Source organism: Microbacterium sp. Leaf159 (genome assembly GCF_001423615.1).
Taxonomy (GTDB): domain Bacteria; phylum Actinomycetota; class Actinomycetes; order Actinomycetales; family Microbacteriaceae; genus Microbacterium.
The window spans coordinates 253,764-267,872 of record NZ_LMOU01000002.1; the positions used below are offsets into that span (position 1 = coordinate 253,764).

The 14,109-nt window shown below is 68.8% G+C and carries 16 protein-coding genes and 1 tRNA gene; 9 read left to right on the top strand and 8 right to left on the bottom strand.

All coding sequences use genetic code 11. The annotated features are described in order from the left end of the window. Positions 1-5: 5 nt before the first annotated feature. From groL to ASF80_RS14860, 4 genes are all read right to left on the bottom strand, one after another. Positions 6-1,625 (bottom strand): chaperonin GroEL, encoded by a 1,620-nt coding sequence (gene groL / locus ASF80_RS14845; RefSeq protein WP_042539806.1) that lies wholly within the window; start codon positions 1,623-1,625, stop codon positions 6-8. Between the two features lie 122 nt (positions 1,626-1,747). Beyond that, positions 1,748-2,326, bottom strand: coding sequence for a LytR C-terminal domain-containing protein (locus ASF80_RS14850; protein ID WP_321163981.1), 579 nt, complete (start codon positions 2,324-2,326; stop codon positions 1,748-1,750). 69 nt (positions 2,327-2,395) lie between these two features. After that, positions 2,396-2,653: a DUF3263 domain-containing protein gene (locus ASF80_RS14855; protein WP_056312562.1), complete on the bottom strand. Its 258-nt coding sequence runs from the start codon at positions 2,651-2,653 to the stop codon at positions 2,396-2,398. 9 nt (positions 2,654-2,662) lie between these two features. Next, entirely contained in the window at positions 2,663-3,655 is a 993-nt protein-coding gene (locus ASF80_RS14860) for a DUF2332 domain-containing protein (RefSeq protein ID WP_056312563.1), read from the bottom strand. Positions 3,656-3,724: 69 nt separating this feature from the next. On the opposite strand from ASF80_RS14860, the gene msrB reads away from it, so the two are divergent. Both msrB and ASF80_RS14870 read left to right on the top strand, forming a co-directional pair. Next, positions 3,725-4,129: a peptide-methionine (R)-S-oxide reductase MsrB gene (msrB, locus tag ASF80_RS14865; protein ID WP_056312565.1), complete on the top strand. Its 405-nt coding sequence runs from the start codon at positions 3,725-3,727 to the stop codon at positions 4,127-4,129. Continuing rightward, positions 4,126-4,671: a nitroreductase family protein gene (locus tag ASF80_RS14870; protein WP_056312567.1), complete on the top strand. Its 546-nt coding sequence runs from the start codon at positions 4,126-4,128 to the stop codon at positions 4,669-4,671. Before msrB ends, ASF80_RS14870 begins: the two co-directional genes overlap by 4 nt. Before the next feature lie 3 nt (positions 4,672-4,674). Here ASF80_RS14870 and ASF80_RS14875 read toward each other — a convergent pair whose 3' ends face one another. Beyond that, on the bottom strand, positions 4,675-5,568 hold the full coding sequence (locus tag ASF80_RS14875; protein WP_056313616.1) for a DMT family transporter: 894 nt from the start codon (positions 5,566-5,568) through the stop codon (positions 4,675-4,677). A 102-nt stretch (positions 5,569-5,670) separates the two neighbouring features. Here ASF80_RS14875 and ASF80_RS14880 point away from each other — a divergent pair, with 102 nt between their 5' ends. From ASF80_RS14880 to ASF80_RS14905, 6 genes are all read left to right on the top strand, one after another. Next, entirely contained in the window at positions 5,671-6,324 is a 654-nt protein-coding gene (locus ASF80_RS14880) for an SOS response-associated peptidase family protein (protein ID WP_056312569.1), read from the top strand. A gap of 4 nt (positions 6,325-6,328) precedes the next feature. Further along, positions 6,329-6,712, top strand: a complete 384-nt coding sequence (locus ASF80_RS14885; RefSeq protein WP_056312571.1) for an MmcQ/YjbR family DNA-binding protein — start codon at positions 6,329-6,331, stop codon at positions 6,710-6,712. A gap of 129 nt (positions 6,713-6,841) precedes the next feature. Further along, positions 6,842-7,753, top strand: a complete 912-nt coding sequence (locus ASF80_RS14890; protein WP_056312573.1) for an ABC transporter ATP-binding protein — start codon at positions 6,842-6,844, stop codon at positions 7,751-7,753. Continuing rightward, positions 7,750-8,559, top strand: coding sequence for an ABC transporter permease subunit (locus ASF80_RS14895; protein ID WP_056312575.1), 810 nt, complete (start codon positions 7,750-7,752; stop codon positions 8,557-8,559). The genes ASF80_RS14890 and ASF80_RS14895 overlap by 4 nt, the downstream gene beginning before the upstream one ends. 38 nt (positions 8,560-8,597) lie before the next feature. Continuing rightward, positions 8,598-9,869 carry a sensor histidine kinase gene (locus ASF80_RS14900; RefSeq protein ID WP_056312577.1) on the top strand — a complete coding sequence of 424 codons (1,272 nt, stop codon included), beginning with the start codon at positions 8,598-8,600 and terminating at the stop codon, positions 9,867-9,869. Then, positions 9,866-10,561 carry a response regulator transcription factor gene (locus ASF80_RS14905; RefSeq protein WP_056312579.1) on the top strand — a complete coding sequence of 232 codons (696 nt, stop codon included), beginning with the start codon at positions 9,866-9,868 and terminating at the stop codon, positions 10,559-10,561. Before ASF80_RS14900 ends, ASF80_RS14905 begins: the two co-directional genes overlap by 4 nt. A gap of 24 nt (positions 10,562-10,585) precedes the next feature. Here the strand turns inward: ASF80_RS14905 and ASF80_RS14910 are convergent, their stop codons facing one another. The 3 genes from ASF80_RS14910 to ASF80_RS14920 all read right to left on the bottom strand — a co-directional run bounded on the left by ASF80_RS14910 (position 10,586) and on the right by ASF80_RS14920 (position 12,745). Then, positions 10,586-11,539, bottom strand: coding sequence for an aldo/keto reductase (locus ASF80_RS14910; protein ID WP_056312581.1), 954 nt, complete (start codon positions 11,537-11,539; stop codon positions 10,586-10,588). A gap of 141 nt (positions 11,540-11,680) precedes the next feature. Further along, positions 11,681-11,753, bottom strand: a tRNA-Thr gene (locus tag ASF80_RS14915). 41 nt (positions 11,754-11,794) lie between these two features. Further along, entirely contained in the window at positions 11,795-12,745 is a 951-nt protein-coding gene (locus ASF80_RS14920) for a DsbA family protein (RefSeq protein ID WP_056312583.1), read from the bottom strand. 229 nt (positions 12,746-12,974) lie between these two features. On the opposite strand from ASF80_RS14920, the gene ASF80_RS14925 reads away from it, so the two are divergent. Beyond that, complete coding sequence (locus ASF80_RS14925) at positions 12,975-14,078, top strand: ABC transporter ATP-binding protein (RefSeq protein WP_056312585.1); 1,104 nt, start codon at positions 12,975-12,977, stop codon at positions 14,076-14,078. The last annotated feature ends 31 nt before the right edge of the window (positions 14,079-14,109 follow it).

The window sequence follows — 14,109 nt, forward strand, 5'->3', positions numbered from 1 at the left end:
ATGGATCAGAAGTCCATGCCACCAGACGGGTCACCCATCGGAGCTGCAGCCTTCTCGGGCTTGTCAGCGACGACGACCTCGGTGGTGAGGAAGAGAGCCGCGATCGACGCTGCGTTCTGCAGTGCCGAACGGGTCACCTTCGCCGGGTCGATGATGCCCGCTGCGAACATGTCGACGTACTCACCGGTTGCCGCGTTGAGGCCCTGACCCGAGGGGAGCTCGGAGACCTTGTTCGCGACGACGCCCGGCTCGAGACCGGCGTTGAGAGCGATCTGCTTGAGCGGAGCCTCGATCGCGACGCGAACGATGTTCGCACCGGTCGCCTCGTCGCCCGTGAGCGAGAGAGCGTCGAGAGCCTTGGTGCCGGACTGGATCAGCGCGACGCCACCACCGGGGACGATGCCCTCTTCGACGGCTGCCTTCGCGTTGCGAACGGCGTCCTCGATGCGGTGCTTGCGCTCCTTGAGCTCGACCTCGGTTGCCGCGCCCGCCTTGATGACGGCGACGCCACCTGCGAGCTTGGCGAGGCGCTCCTGGAGCTTCTCGCGGTCGTAGTCGCTGTCGGTGTTCTCGATCTCGCGACGGATCTGCGTGACGCGACCCTCGATCTGGTCGGCCTCGCCGGCACCCTCGACGATCGTGGTCTCGTCCTTGGTGACGATGACCTTGCGTGCACGACCCAGCAGGTCGAGCGTGGCGTTCTCGAGCTTCAGGCCGACCTCTTCGGTGATGACCTGACCACCGGTGAGGATCGCGATGTCCTGCAGCTGCGCCTTGCGACGGTCGCCGAAGCCGGGAGCCTTGACGGCGACCGACTTGAAGATGCCCTTGAGCTTGTTGAGCACGAGAGTCGCGAGAGCCTCGCCCTCGACGTCCTCGGCGATGATGACGAGCTCCTTGCCGTCCTGGATCACCTTGTCGACGATGGGCAGAAGGTCCTTGATGTTCGAGATCTTCTGGTTCGCGATGAGGATGTAGGCGTCTTCGAAGACAGCCTCCTGGCGCTCCGGGTCCGTCACGAAGTACGGGTTCAGGTAGCCCTTGTCGAAGCGCATGCCCTCGGTGAGCTCGAGCTCGGTGCCGAAGGTCTGCGACTCCTCGACGGTGACGACGCCCTCCTTGCCGACCTTGTCGATCGCCTCGGCGATGAGCTCGCCGATCGCGGGGTCAGCGGCGGAGATCGATGCGGTCGCGGCGATCTGCTCCTTGGAGTCGATCTCCTTCGCACTGGCGAGGAGCTCCTCGGTGATCGCTGCGACGGCCTTCTCGATGCCGCGCTTGAGCGAGATGGGGTCAGCGCCGGCCGCGACGTTGCGCAGGCCCTCGCGGACGAGTGCCTGAGCGAGCACCGTGGCGGTCGTGGTTCCGTCGCCGGCGACGTCGTCGGTCTTCTTGGCGACCTCCTTGACGAGCTCCGCGCCGATCTTCTCGTACGGGTCGTCGAGCTCGATCTCCTTGGCGATGGACACGCCGTCGTTCGTGATCGTGGGGGCGCCCCACTTCTTCTCCAGCACGACGTTGCGACCGCGCGGGCCGAGCGTCACCTTGACGGCGTCGGCGAGAATGTTGAGGCCGCGCTCGAGGCCGCGGCGGGCCTCCTCATCGAAAGCGATGATCTTTGCCATGAGTTTTGTCGTCCCTCCTGGACGTAGACGTTGGGTTTAGCACTCAGAGTGAGAGAGTGCTAACGCCATTCTGGCACTCGACCCCATCGAGTGCAAGCTGCGCGGAGGGACTGCGGGGTGGTCTACGGGGCGGGCGTCTCTGCCGGAGTCTCCGGCGCAGTCGTCGACCGGTCGACTCCGATGACCACGGTCAGCTGCTTCGCCCCCGTGTCGTTCAGATCTGCGTAGAAGTCGCTCTGCTCGACAGCCGCCCCGCCGATCAGGTTCGCGAGTCCGATGGCGGCCAGTTCGTCCTCGTCGGCGATGTAGTACACGGTCGTGGTCGAGAAGTCCTGACTTGCGCTGTCACTGGCGAAGACGACGTCAGCCGCCCAGCCGCTGTTGATCAGCGTGTCCCGCATCTGCTCGTCGAGCCCCGCATCGGGTGACGCGTTCAGGATCATCACCGAGTACGTGACGTCGACCACACCGGTCTCGACCGGCGTGGGAGTCGCCGTGGGAACAGCCTCGGGGAAGAGCGTGATCCGCCCCATCACCACGAGCGAGCCGAAGATACCGCCGATGATGAGCACCAGGGCGGCAACGAAGGACCAGAGCAGGACCACCCAGCCGTTCATCCCTGGGGCTTCGGCGCGGTGCGCTCCGACGCGTCCGGACGATCGGGGGACGTCATCGAATCGATCTCGGCTGGGCTTTGACACTCCTCGATGCTAACGGCACCGACCCGTGTATCCGCATCGTGACGCCTCAGCGCGTGGCGGGACGCTCCGTCAGCCGACGAAACCGGGGGTTCGCGACGCCCTCTGAAAAGACCGCGCGTCACGGATGCGGCGGAGCCTGCGCACCAGCATGGGGTCGTACTCCAAGGCCGCCTCGGACTCGAGCAGACGCCCGAGGAGCTGGTAGTAGCGGGCCGAGCTCATGCCCAACTGGGTGCGGATGGTCTCCTCCTTCGCGCCGCCGTGCCGCGGCCACGCGGTCTCCAGCGCGAGGATCGCACGATCCCGCTCGCTCAGCTCTCCCAGCATGGGATCAGATTAGTTCGCCGCCGCGTGGATCCCGGCGCGCCACTCCCACCATCGACCGAGTGGGTCGGCGGCTGCACGCACCTCCCCGTCGAGCGCCACGACGAAACCGGGCCACCCCTCGGCTGCGACCGGAGGCTGCCACACGTCGAGGAGCGCGGGAGGGTCGATCGTCACCCAGCGCGCGTCGAGACCGCGGATGCGGTCGACGAGGGCCTCCCGTGCCTCCCTGGGGATGTGCACGAGCACACCGGGAGTCGTCACGACGAGCGTGGCGCCGCGCGGCGCCTCTGCGGCGAGCGCGTCGATCCGCTCGATCGCATCCCCGGCGACGAGCCTCGGCGGGTCGGATGCGGCGATGTCGAGCGCCGCGGTGACGCGCTGCTCCCGCGCGTCCTCCCCCGGCCACACGAGTCCCTGCAGCCAGCGTCGATCGCGGTCGTCACGAGCGTCGAGAGGCGCGAGGTCGATGCCGGCACGCCACACCACGTCCGGCATCCGGATGGGGGGAAGGTCTCCCTCGACACGACTCTCGAGCACCACGGTCGAGGTGCCGTCCGTGGGGTCGAGCGACGACCGCAGTCGCCCGTCGGCACCGACGAAGCGGTACGAGTACCGATCGGGGTACAGGCAGAGCCCCGCGGAGGCGCCGACCTCGAGCAGCGCGATCGGGCCGTCGATCTCGGACAGCACGGGAAGCAGCGGGGCGAGTCGCAACGGCTCGTTCGTCTGCAGGCGACGCGCGGTGCACTCGGCGACGATCTCGTCGGCGCGCGCCACGACGAACGCCCGCCAGGCGGGGTAGCCGTCGAGTGCCGCACCCAGCATCCGCGTCACCGCGAACACGAGAGAAGGCTGTCGCCTGTTCTCCGGGATCCGCGCGAGGATCGCCTGCATCGCGGAGTCGGCGGCGACGCCCTCCGCCCATTCGACATACAGGTCGCTGCGCCCCGGCGCCTCCTGCTCGGCGAAGCGCGCGTAGCGCTGCTGCACGGCATCCGTCATGCATCCATTCTCTCGTGGCGCCGAGGGGTGTCGAACGCGAGAGAATGGAGCAGACCCTCAGGAGGACCGATGTCGTACAGCGTGGACAAGACCGAAGAAGAGTGGCGCGAGGAGCTCGGCGAGGAGCAGTACGCCGTGCTGCGCGAAGCCGCGACAGAGCGTGCGTGGACGGGCGAGCTGCTCGACGAAGGCCGTGCGGGCCTCTACACGTGCGGGGCGTGCGGCGCCGAGCTGTTCAAGAGCGGCACGAAGTTCGACTCCGGATGCGGATGGCCGAGCTTCTATGAGTCGATCCGCCCCGACGCCGTGCAGCTCATCGAGGACACGACCCTCGGCATGGTGCGCACCGAGGTGCGCTGCGCGAGCTGCGGCTCGCACCTGGGCCATGTCTTCCCGGATGGCTTCGGCACGCCCACCGGCGACCGCTACTGCATGAACTCCATCGCGATGAACTTCACGCCCGAAGAGTCGTGAACGCCCTCGAGGCCGTCCGCGCTCGGCAGTCCTGGTCGAAGGTCACCGACGACGCGCCGTCGCGCGACGAGCTGCTTAAGCTCGTCGCCGCAGCCGGTCGCGTCGCCGACCACTCGTCGCTGCGTCCGTGGCGGCTCATCGAGCTGCGCGGGTCGGACCGCGAGGCGCTGGGCGCGGCGATCGCGAAGGCGGAGGGCGACAAGTCGCCCTCGTCCAAGCCCCTCAGGGCTCCCCTTCTGATCGCCGTGGTGGCCAGCTACCGCAAAAGCGAGAAGGTGCCCCGGTGGGAGCAGGAGGCTGTCGCCTCCGGCGTCGCGCACGTGCTCAGTCTGCTGCTCGACGAGGCCGGCTGGGGCGTGCTCTGGCGCACCGGGCGGTACACGCGCTCGAAGGCCGTCGCCAAGGCGCACGGCATCGGCAAGAACGAGGAGCTGCTCGGCTGGCTGTACGTCGGCGGCAAGCCCGCGGGCAAGAAGCCGGGGCGACGCAAGCCCGTCGATGCCCGCGCGCTCGTGACCCGGATGCCGCAGCCGAAGAAGTAGTGGTCAGGCCCGCCGGCGCCGTGGCAGGGCGACGATGACGGATGCCACGGCGACGACCACCATGCCGACGATCTGCCAGAGGGCGGGTCCCGCGGCCGCAGGCCACAGCAGGTCGATGATCACCGACGTCGCGAGCTGCCCCAGCACCGACCCGAGCCCCATCAGCAGCACACCGGTGTGCGCCACGATGAAGGCTCCGAGCAGGATGTAGGCCGAGCCCAGGAACCCGCCGAGGTAGAGCCAGGGCTCGGCGGGCGGCGCCTGCGGCAGACCCCGCACGGCGACGCTGATGCCCGCGGCGATGAGAAGCGCGATCGTTCCCGCGATGAAGCTCATGAGCGTCGCCGAGAGGGGCGAATGCACCCGCTGGGCCAGACGACCGTTGGTCGCTGCCTGCCACGCGATGCCGACACCCGCGGCGAACGGCAGGAGGAGCATCCACAAGGGCGCGGTGGCGAGCACGTCGCCGCTCAGCGAGATCCCGACCGCGGCGAGCGCGAGCGCTCCGCCGAGCACCCGCCCGGGGGTCACGGCGACGACGCCGGCCGGTCCGAAGCCGATGCGATCGAGCACGAGGCCGTGCAGGGTCTGCCCCGCGACGACGCCGACCGTGAACAGCGAGACGCCGAGCACGCCGGCCGTGACGCCCTGGGTCGAGACGGTGAGGGCTCCGCACGCGCCGCCGAGGAGCATCCAGAACGGGATCGTGCCATCGCGGATGCCGTCGCGCAGCCGCCCGACTCCGCGCCTCGCCGAGGGGATGCAGAGGATCACGACGATCAGGGCGGCGAGCCCGACCGCGAAGGAGATGAGGCCCGCGACGATGCCGTTGTCGACCCTGACGCCGAGCACCCCGTTGATACGCGCCTGGATGGCGGTCATGACGCCGATGGCCATCGCCCCGCCGAGCGCGACGGGCGCGGACAGTCGGCGGGTCTGGGTCACCTGTCCACGCTACCCGAGCGCACGGATGTCGGCGGCCGGGCGTACCCTGGCGGCATGTGCGCGAGTTATGGTCTGGATCCGCGGTTCACCGACACCGAGCTCCTCGCTGCTGCCGACGAGGCGGTGCTCGAGGGGCTCCGGGGGTGGGCGCAGGAGAACGCCCGCGAGACCGTGCGTCCGACCGGCAAGAACCTCCGCAACCTCAACCCGATCGTGGTGCAGCCCGAGACCGCTCCGACGCTCGAGCCCTCGTGGTGGGGGTTCCTGATCGGCGGAGAGCCCTCGAAGTTCCCGTCGATCAACACCCGTTCCGAGCGCCTGCAGGAGCGCCCCGGCGGGTTGAAGACCAGGGCGCTCGTGCCGGCGACCAGCTGGTACGAGATGAAGAAGCCCGAGCGCGTGTGGCACGAGTTCCTCGTCGACGACGGGGCGCTGTTCGGCATGGCGGCCGTCACCCAACGCGGGCGCACGCCCGACGGAGAGTCCTTCACCTGCTACTCGATCGTGATGCGCCCGGCTCCCCCGCACCTCGCAGGCATCCACGACCGGATGCCTCTGCTGATCCCCGCCTCGCTGAGCGAGGACTGGCTCACCGCCGAGCCGACGAAGGCGATCATCGACGAAGCGCTGCTCGCCGCCGCGACGCTCGACGAACGCGTGCAGGCCGCCCCTCGCGCGGACGACAAGGGCGCGGATCGGCTGTTCTGAGCACATGGACTCGACACAGTTGAACGCTGCCGCCACCGAGCGCGCAGAAGAGCTGCCAGGAGCAGAGCGCGAGAACCCGTTCGGCCCCGAGTGGGACGTGTACAAGGTCCGAGGGCGGGTGTTCCTGCTGGTCCCCCTTGACGGCACCGGCAGGATCACGCTCAAGTCGCACCCCGACGACGCGGTGGCGCTGCGCGAGACGTTCGCCGACATCGTGCCCGGCTATCACATGAACAAGAAGCACTGGATCACGCTGATGCCCGGGCCTTCTCTCGAAGAAGACCTCGTGACCGAGCTCGTCACCGAGTCGTACCGGCTGGTCGTCGAGAAGCTCCCGAAGGCGCAGCGCCCGGTCGATCCGAATCTGTTCGGACGCCCGACTCCGTGATTCGGCACTGAGCCACCGCACCGGCACCGTGGGACACCGGGCATCCGTCTCGAGGATGATCCCCGGCATCGGCGGAACGGTACCCCGGGAGGACGCGCGGGCCCCGGCCCCGTCTGTAGCGTCGAAGACATGATCACAGCAGAAGGCCTCACGAAGAGATTCGGAGACAAGACAGCCGTCCAGGACGTGTCGTTCACGGTGCAGCCGGGCACGGTCACGGGATTCCTCGGGCCGAACGGCGCGGGCAAGTCCACGACGATGCGCATGATCGTCGGCCTCGACCGGCCCACCTCCGGCACCGCGACCGTCGGCGGACGGGAATACCGGAAGCTCCGCGCACCGCTCACCGAAGTCGGCGTCCTGCTCGACGCCAAGGCGGTGCACACCGGCCGCACCGCACGCAATCACCTCCGCGCGATGGCGGCGACCCACGGCATCCCCGCCTCCCGCGTCGACGAGGTCATCGACCTCGCCGGCATCGGCCCGGTCGCCCGCAAGCGCGCGGGCAAGTTCTCGCTCGGCATGGGACAGCGACTCGGAATCGCCTCCGCACTGCTCGGCGACCCGCACACGTTGATCCTCGATGAGCCGGTGAACGGCCTCGACCCCGAGGGCGTGCGCTGGGTGCGCCAGTTCGTGCGCCACGCGGCCTCCGAGGGACGGACGGTCCTGCTGTCGAGCCACCTGATGAGCGAGATGGCGCAGACCGCCGATCACGTGATCGTGATGGGCCGCGGCCAGGTGCTCGCCGATGCTCCACTGCAGGAGCTGGTGCGCGCGTGGACGACGAACACCGTGCGCGTGCGCACCCCCCGTGCCGCCGATCTGGCTGCCGCCGTCGGAGGACCGTCGGTCGAGATCGTGAGCTCCGCTCCCGACGTTCTCGACATCGTCGGTCTGCCCGCGTCGCGCATCGGCGACCTCGCCGCGGATCGCGGTATCCCCCTGCACGAACTCACCCCGACCACAGGATCGCTCGAAGACGCGTACCTCGCGCTCACCGGCGACTCGGTCGAGTACCGGACGAAGGAGATCGCATGACCGTCCAGGCTCCTCCCCTCACCCGCGCGCAGGTCGACACCGGCCGACGCCTCACGTTCGTCCGTGCGGTCCGCGGCGAGTGGATCAAGCTCTCGACGCTGCGCTCGACCTGGTGGTCGATCGGCATCGCAGCGATCCTCACCATCGGCATCGCCGTGCTCATCGCACAGGCGGTAGACGTGCCGGGCTTCGAGCCCATCCAGGCCGTCGTGATGCCGATCCAGTTCACGATGCTGCTTGCCGGCATCCTCGGAGCGATCTCGGTGACCGGCGAGTACTCGACAGGGATGATCCGCTCGACGCTCGCGGCCAACCCGAGGCGCGGATCCGTGCTCGCCGCCAAGGCGACCGTGATCGGCCTCTTCCTGTTCGTGTCGTCGCTGGTGATCTTCACCGCCGCGGCCGTCGCGGTCTCCGCGATCGTCGCCCCGCGTGATCAGAGCATCGACTGGAGCGACCCGTCGATGTCGATCCTGCCGATCGTCGTCTCCTCCCTCGCCATGGCGGTCTTCGCCCTGATCGGCGTCGCGTTCGGCTTCATCCTGCGCTCGGGCGCCGGAGCGATCGCCGCGACCGTGGGACTCCTGTTCGTGCTGCCGATCGTCGCGAGCTTCTTCGCGATCGCCGGCGAGGCATGGGCCTGGGTGATGGATGCCGCGAACTACCTTCCCGTCGCCGCCGCGCAGAGCGCGATCCTGCCCGAGGGCGCAGCCCTCGAAGGCCCGGTCGCATACGTGACCCTGGCCGGATGGGTCGTCGCATCGATGCTCGCCGCCTGGGCCGTGCTCCGCACGCGCGACGCGTGATCACGATGATCCGCGATGCAGCCGCGTAGAGTCGGCCGGTGAGCAGAACGCGCAGCCGCAGCACCTCAGTCCGCGAGGACGAGGCGCTGCGGCTGCCGCGTCCGCCGGGGGTCCTTCGACGCTTCTGGGCGCGGCATCCGGTGGTCGCCGACGTCCTGATCGCCCTGGTGTGCCTGCTGCTCTCGTTGGTTCCCGCCGGGGTCATCACGAACGACCTGCCCGCGCCACTCGCCATCGGGGTGGCCATCCTGGTCCCCGCGTCCGTCCTCGCCGCCTGCACCACTCTGCTGTGGCGGCGACGACGTCCGCTCGTACCGTTCGTCGCCTCTTTCGCACTCGAGGCCGGGTTTCTGTTCGCGCTGCAGCCGATCGGCTCGCCGCTGCTGCTCGTCACCTGCTACTCCCTGGCGGTGTATCGCTCGTCGCGATCCGCGTGGACGGGCTTCGGCATAGGACTCGCCTCGCTCGCGGCCTTCGGCGGGCTGCTCACGCTCACCGGCGTCATCACGCTGCAGATCGCCGCGAACGCCGTCATCATGTCGCTCGTGCTCGGGTTGATCGGCACGCTCATCGGCGTCAACGTGGGAGGCCGCAAACGCTATCTGGCCGCCGTGATCGACCGGTCCCGGCAACTGCTCGTCGAGCGCGACCAGCAGGCGCAGCTCGCGGCCGCCGGAGAGCGCGCACGCATCGCCCGCGAGATGCACGACATCGTCTCGCACTCGCTGACCGTGATCGTCGCGCTGTCCGAGGGCGCCGCCGCCACCTCCGACCCCGACCAGGCGCGGGCTGCGGCCACGGCTTCGGCTGAGACGGCCCGCAGCGCCCTCACCGAGATGCGAGCGATGCTCGGCGTCCTGCGAGCCGACGATTCTCCTCTGCCTCTCGCGCCCCTGGCACCGACGCCTCCGCAGGAGACCGTCGCGCACGCGCAGCGCGCAGGTTACCCGGTGACGCTCTCGGTCTCAGGCGGAGCCGACCTCTCGCCCGCCGCCGCCCATGCTGTCGGGCGCATCGTGCAGGAGGGCGTCACCAATGCGATGCGGCACGCACCGGGTGCGACGTCGATCGCCGTCCGACTCGTGTACACGGCGGATGCGGTGACGGCCGAGATCGTCAACGACGGCGCCACGGGTCCGGTCGGGACATCGGGATTCGGCCTGCGGGGTCTCGCTGAGCGCGCCGCGCACGCCGGGGGAAGCGTCGTCTCCGAGCCGCTCGAGGGCGGCAGATGGGTGCTGCGCGCCGAGCTTCCGACGAAGCCCGAACCGGACGAACTCACCGCCCCTGACCTGAAGGACAGACGATGACCGACTCGATCTCGATCCTGCTCGTCGACGACCAGCAGCTCATCCGACTCGGGTTCCGAATGGTGCTCGAGGCCGAGGCCGACATGGTGGTGGTCGGCGAGGCGGAGGACGGTCACGCGGCCATCGCTCAGGCTGCGGCGCTACAGCCCGATCTCGTACTGATGGACATCCGGATGCCCGGGCTCGACGGCATCGCGGCGACCGAGGCGATCGTCCGCGCGCACCCCGAGACGCGTGTTCTGGTGCTGACCACGTTCGATCTCGACGAGTACGCGTTCGGCGCGATCCGTGCGGGTGCCAGCGGGTTTCTGCTGAAGGATGTGCAACGTCACGAGATGATCTCGGCCATCCGCGCCATCCACCGAGGAGATGCGGCGCTCGCGCCGAGGGTCACCCGGATGCTGTTGGAGCACGTGACTCCGGGATTGGGCGCCTCTCCCGTACAGCCGACCGTCACGATAGACGACCCGACGACCGACCTCACCGATCGGGAACGGGACGTGTTCCTCGAGATCGCGCGCGGGCTCACGAATGCCGAGATCGCGCAGGCTCTGTTCGTCAGCGAGTCGACGGTGAAGACGCACGTGGGTCGCGTGCTCGCGAAGCTCGGCGCCCGCGACCGCATCCATCTGGTCATCCTCGCCCACCGGCTCGGACTCATCGACGACGACGCCCCACCCTCCGACTCGTGAGCCGGAGGGCAGGGCGCGAGTCTGTCAGGCCTTCGCCGGAGTCCACTCCGACACGCGGTCGAGCGCGTCGACCTCGTCGGTGGTCAGCTCGAGACGAGCGCCGGCGAGGAGATCCGGCACCTGCTCGACGGTGCGGGCGCTGGCGATCGGAGCAGCCACCGTCGGCTGGGCGCGCAGCCACGCCAGCGAGGTCGCGGCGATCGAGGCGCCGTGCGCGTCGCCGATCTGCTCGAGGGTGTCGATGATGCGCAGACCCGCTTCGGTGGCGTACTTCGCTGCACCCGAGGCACGGGGCGAGGTCTGCCCCTCGGTGTCGGCAGAGCGGTACTTTCCGGTGAGGAATCCGCTCGCGAGCGAGTAGTACGGCACGAGCCCGAGACCGAACTCCTCGGCCACCGGGATGATCGTCTCCTCGACGTCGTTGCGGTGCACGAGGTTGTAGTGAGGCTGCACGGCGACGGGCAGGGCGACGCCGGTGCGGCGGGCGATCTCGACCCATTCGCGGATGCGGTCGGCGCTGTAGTTCGAGACGGCGACATTGCGCACCAGGCCATCGGCCACCAGCTGGCCGAAGGCCCCGACGGTCTCCTCCAGCGGCACGGTCTCGTCGTCGAAGTGCGCGTAGTAGAGGTCGATCGTGTCGACCCCGAGGCGGCCCAGCGACGCTTCGGCAGCCTTGCGGATGTTCGAGGCCGCGAGTCCCTTGAACTCCGGGTGCTGACTCACCTTGGTGGCGACGACCACGCCCTCGGGTTTGCGCGAGGCGAGCCATTCCCCGATGATCGTCTCGCTCTCACCGCCCGAGTTGCCCGGTACCCACGCGCTGTACGCGTCGGCGGTGTCGATGAAGTCGCCTCCCCCGTCGACGAACGTGTCGAGCACGGCGAACGATGCGTCGCGGTCGGCCGTCCAGCCGAACACGTTGCCACCGAGCGAGAGGGGGAAGACGTCAAGGTCACTGTTTCCGATACGAGTCATACTCGGGACAACCCATGACCCCCGCGCACTATTTCGCGTGTGACGCCGAATGTCATGCGGCGGCCGATGACGAGCGGCCGGAGAACGACGAAGGCCCGCATCCCCGGTGTTTCCATCCGGGATGCGGGCCCTCGTGTGCGGTGCCGACTACAGGACTCGAACCTGCAACCCCCGTATTACAAGTACGGTGCGCTACCAATTGCGCCAAGTCGGCGGGTGCCACCCAGCTTAGCGACGGGTGACTGGTGCCGAGAACTACGGCGTGGTGGTCGGGGTGGGAGTCGGCGTCGGGCTGGGCGACTCGGTGGCGTAGTACGCGTCGCTCGCGACGGTCAGCACGAACTGCGAGAACTCGCTCGGGTCGTCGAGCGCACCGACGTAAGCCTCGCCGTTGACGACGATCATGGGTGCTGCGGTCAGCACGAGGTCGTCCGAGCCGACGAGCGGGCCCTCGAGGGCGCGCGAGGTGGCTTCCTTCGCCCAGGTCACGTAATCCTGGTTCTCGATGCAGGAGCGCACGCTCTTCACATTGTCCGAGCCCACGGCGCCGGCGATGTCCGCGAGCTGCGCGTCGGAGAAGCCGTCGGTGTTCACCTCGGGCTGGTCGTCGAGCAGGTCGTGATTGAAGGCGTAGAACTGCGCGGGCGAGTGCGTCGCGACGCACGCTGCCGCCGCGGCAGAGCGCAGCGAGTACTTGGTGCCGTTCGAGCTGGCGGTGAGCAGCGCGACCGGGTGGTAGGTCACGGTCGCGGCGCCCTCGGTGATCCAGTTCACGAGCTGGCGAGCGTTCGCGCGCTCGAACTCACCGGCATCCGGCGACAGGTAGTCGACGTAGATGTGGATGTCGACGGTGCTCGAGGTCGTCGGTGCGGGGGTCGGCGTCGCCTCGCCTCCGGCCTCGGTCTCGTCGGGGCTCGGAGCGGCGACGCCCTCGTCGGAGGCTGCGGTCGCGCTGATGTCCGAGACGAGAATGCCGTCGTCGTCCATGCCGCCGGGCGTGAGCTGCGGCTTCGACACCTGCGCCGAGACGGCGAGGGTGATGGCGGTGCCGATCGCTCCGACGGCGACCACGGCGATGGCGCCGAGGATGATCCGTCGCATCACGCGCGCCCTCGACTGCTGGGCATGCACCTTCTGTGCCTTCTCCCGCACGACCTCACGCGAATTGCGAGGGCTGGGGACGTTCGGCGTCTCGTCGCTCGACATCGTTCCTCTAGACAGTCTCAGGGGGGCAGGGTGGCCCCGGACGCCACTCGGGCGGCGAACGCCGCGTTAAGCGGCCGAGAACGATGTTAACCAGCCAGGCTGAGAAATACCCAGATAGACAGGTTTCTGGCATACTGAACCCGACCCAATGAGGGGTCACGGCGGATCACTCCGCCGCTCTATCACTACGGATCGTCCGGCACGTACCTGCCGGTGAAGGAGAAACACAATGGCATCTGTGACTTTCGACGAGGCCACCCGCCTCTACCCCGGCGGAACCCGCCCGGCTGTCGACAAGCTCAACCTCGAGGTCGCCGATGGCGAATTCCTCGTTCTCGTCGGCCCTTCCGGCTGCGGAAAGTCCACCTCGCTGCGTATGCTCGCCGGCCTCGAAGAGGTCAACGCCGGTCGCATCCTCATCGGTGACCGCGACGTGACCGACGTGCCGCCGAAGGACCGCGACATCGCGATGGTGTTCCAGAACTACGCGCTGTACCCGCACATGACGGTCGCCGAGAACATGGGCTTCGCGCTCAAGATCGCCGGCGTCGGCAAGGAAGAGCGCGCCAGCCGCGTTCTCGAGGCTGCCAAGCTGCTCGACCTCGAGGAGTACCTGACCCGCAAGCCGAAGGCCCTCTCGGGTGGTCAGCGTCAGCGTGTCGCGATGGGTCGCGCGATCGTCCGTCAGCCCCAGGTCTTCCTCATGGACGAGCCGCTGTCGAACCTCGACGCCAAGCTCCGCGTCCAGACGCGCACCCAGATCGCGTCGCTGCAGCGTCGCCTGGGCGTCACCACGGTCTACGTCACGCACGACCAGACCGAGGCTCTCACCATGGGCGACCGCATCGCAGTCCTCAAGGACGGTCTGCTCCAGCAGGTCGGCTCGCCGCGCGACCTGTACGAGAAGCCCGAGAACGTGTTCGTCGCCGGCTTCATCGGCTCGCCTGCCATGAACCTGTTCTCGGCGGACCTGGCTGAGGGCGGCATCCGCTTCGGCACCGAGGTCGTCCCGCTCGACCGCGACACCGTCGGCCGTGCCAACGGCTCGCAGGTCACCGTGGGCGTGCGTCCCGAGGACATCACCGTCGGCCCGGCCGATGGCAAGGGCCTCTCGGTCGTCGTCGACCTCGTCGAGGAGCTCGGCGCCGACGGCTACCTCTACGGTCACACCGAGATCAACGGCAAGCGCGCCGACCTGGTCGCCCGTGTCGACGGTCGCAGCCACCCCAACGCCGGTGAGACCGTCACCCTCGCGGCGAACGCGGGCCACGTGCACGCGTTCGACATCGAGTCGGGTGTGCGCCTGAACGACAAGCCGATCGTCTCCGCCTGATCGGATCCACAGACGCGGCGCGGGCTGACTT

Coding starts and splice junctions, on each gene's coding strand:
- groL (WP_042539806.1), bottom strand. CDS start 1,625: ATGGCAAAGATCATCGCTTTCGATGAGGAGGCCCGCCGCGGCCTCGAG.
- ASF80_RS14855 (WP_056312562.1), bottom strand. CDS start 2,653: ATGCTGGGAGAGCTGAGCGAGCGGGATCGTGCGATCCTCGCGCTGGAG.
- ASF80_RS14860 (WP_056312563.1), bottom strand. CDS start 3,655: ATGACGGATGCCGTGCAGCAGCGCTACGCGCGCTTCGCCGAGCAGGAG.
- msrB (WP_056312565.1), top strand. CDS start 3,725: ATGTCGTACAGCGTGGACAAGACCGAAGAAGAGTGGCGCGAGGAGCTC.
- ASF80_RS14875 (WP_056313616.1), bottom strand. CDS start 5,568: ATGGCCATCGGCGTCATGACCGCCATCCAGGCGCGTATCAACGGGGTG.
- ASF80_RS14880 (WP_056312569.1), top strand. CDS start 5,671: ATGTGCGCGAGTTATGGTCTGGATCCGCGGTTCACCGACACCGAGCTC.
- ASF80_RS14885 (WP_056312571.1), top strand. CDS start 6,329: ATGGACTCGACACAGTTGAACGCTGCCGCCACCGAGCGCGCAGAAGAG.
- ASF80_RS14890 (WP_056312573.1), top strand. CDS start 6,842: ATGATCACAGCAGAAGGCCTCACGAAGAGATTCGGAGACAAGACAGCC.
- ASF80_RS14895 (WP_056312575.1), top strand. CDS start 7,750: ATGACCGTCCAGGCTCCTCCCCTCACCCGCGCGCAGGTCGACACCGGC.
- ASF80_RS14905 (WP_056312579.1), top strand. CDS start 9,866: ATGACCGACTCGATCTCGATCCTGCTCGTCGACGACCAGCAGCTCATC.
- ASF80_RS14910 (WP_056312581.1), bottom strand. CDS start 11,539: ATGACTCGTATCGGAAACAGTGACCTTGACGTCTTCCCCCTCTCGCTC.
- ASF80_RS14920 (WP_056312583.1), bottom strand. CDS start 12,745: ATGTCGAGCGACGAGACGCCGAACGTCCCCAGCCCTCGCAATTCGCGT.
- ASF80_RS14925 (WP_056312585.1), top strand. CDS start 12,975: ATGGCATCTGTGACTTTCGACGAGGCCACCCGCCTCTACCCCGGCGGA.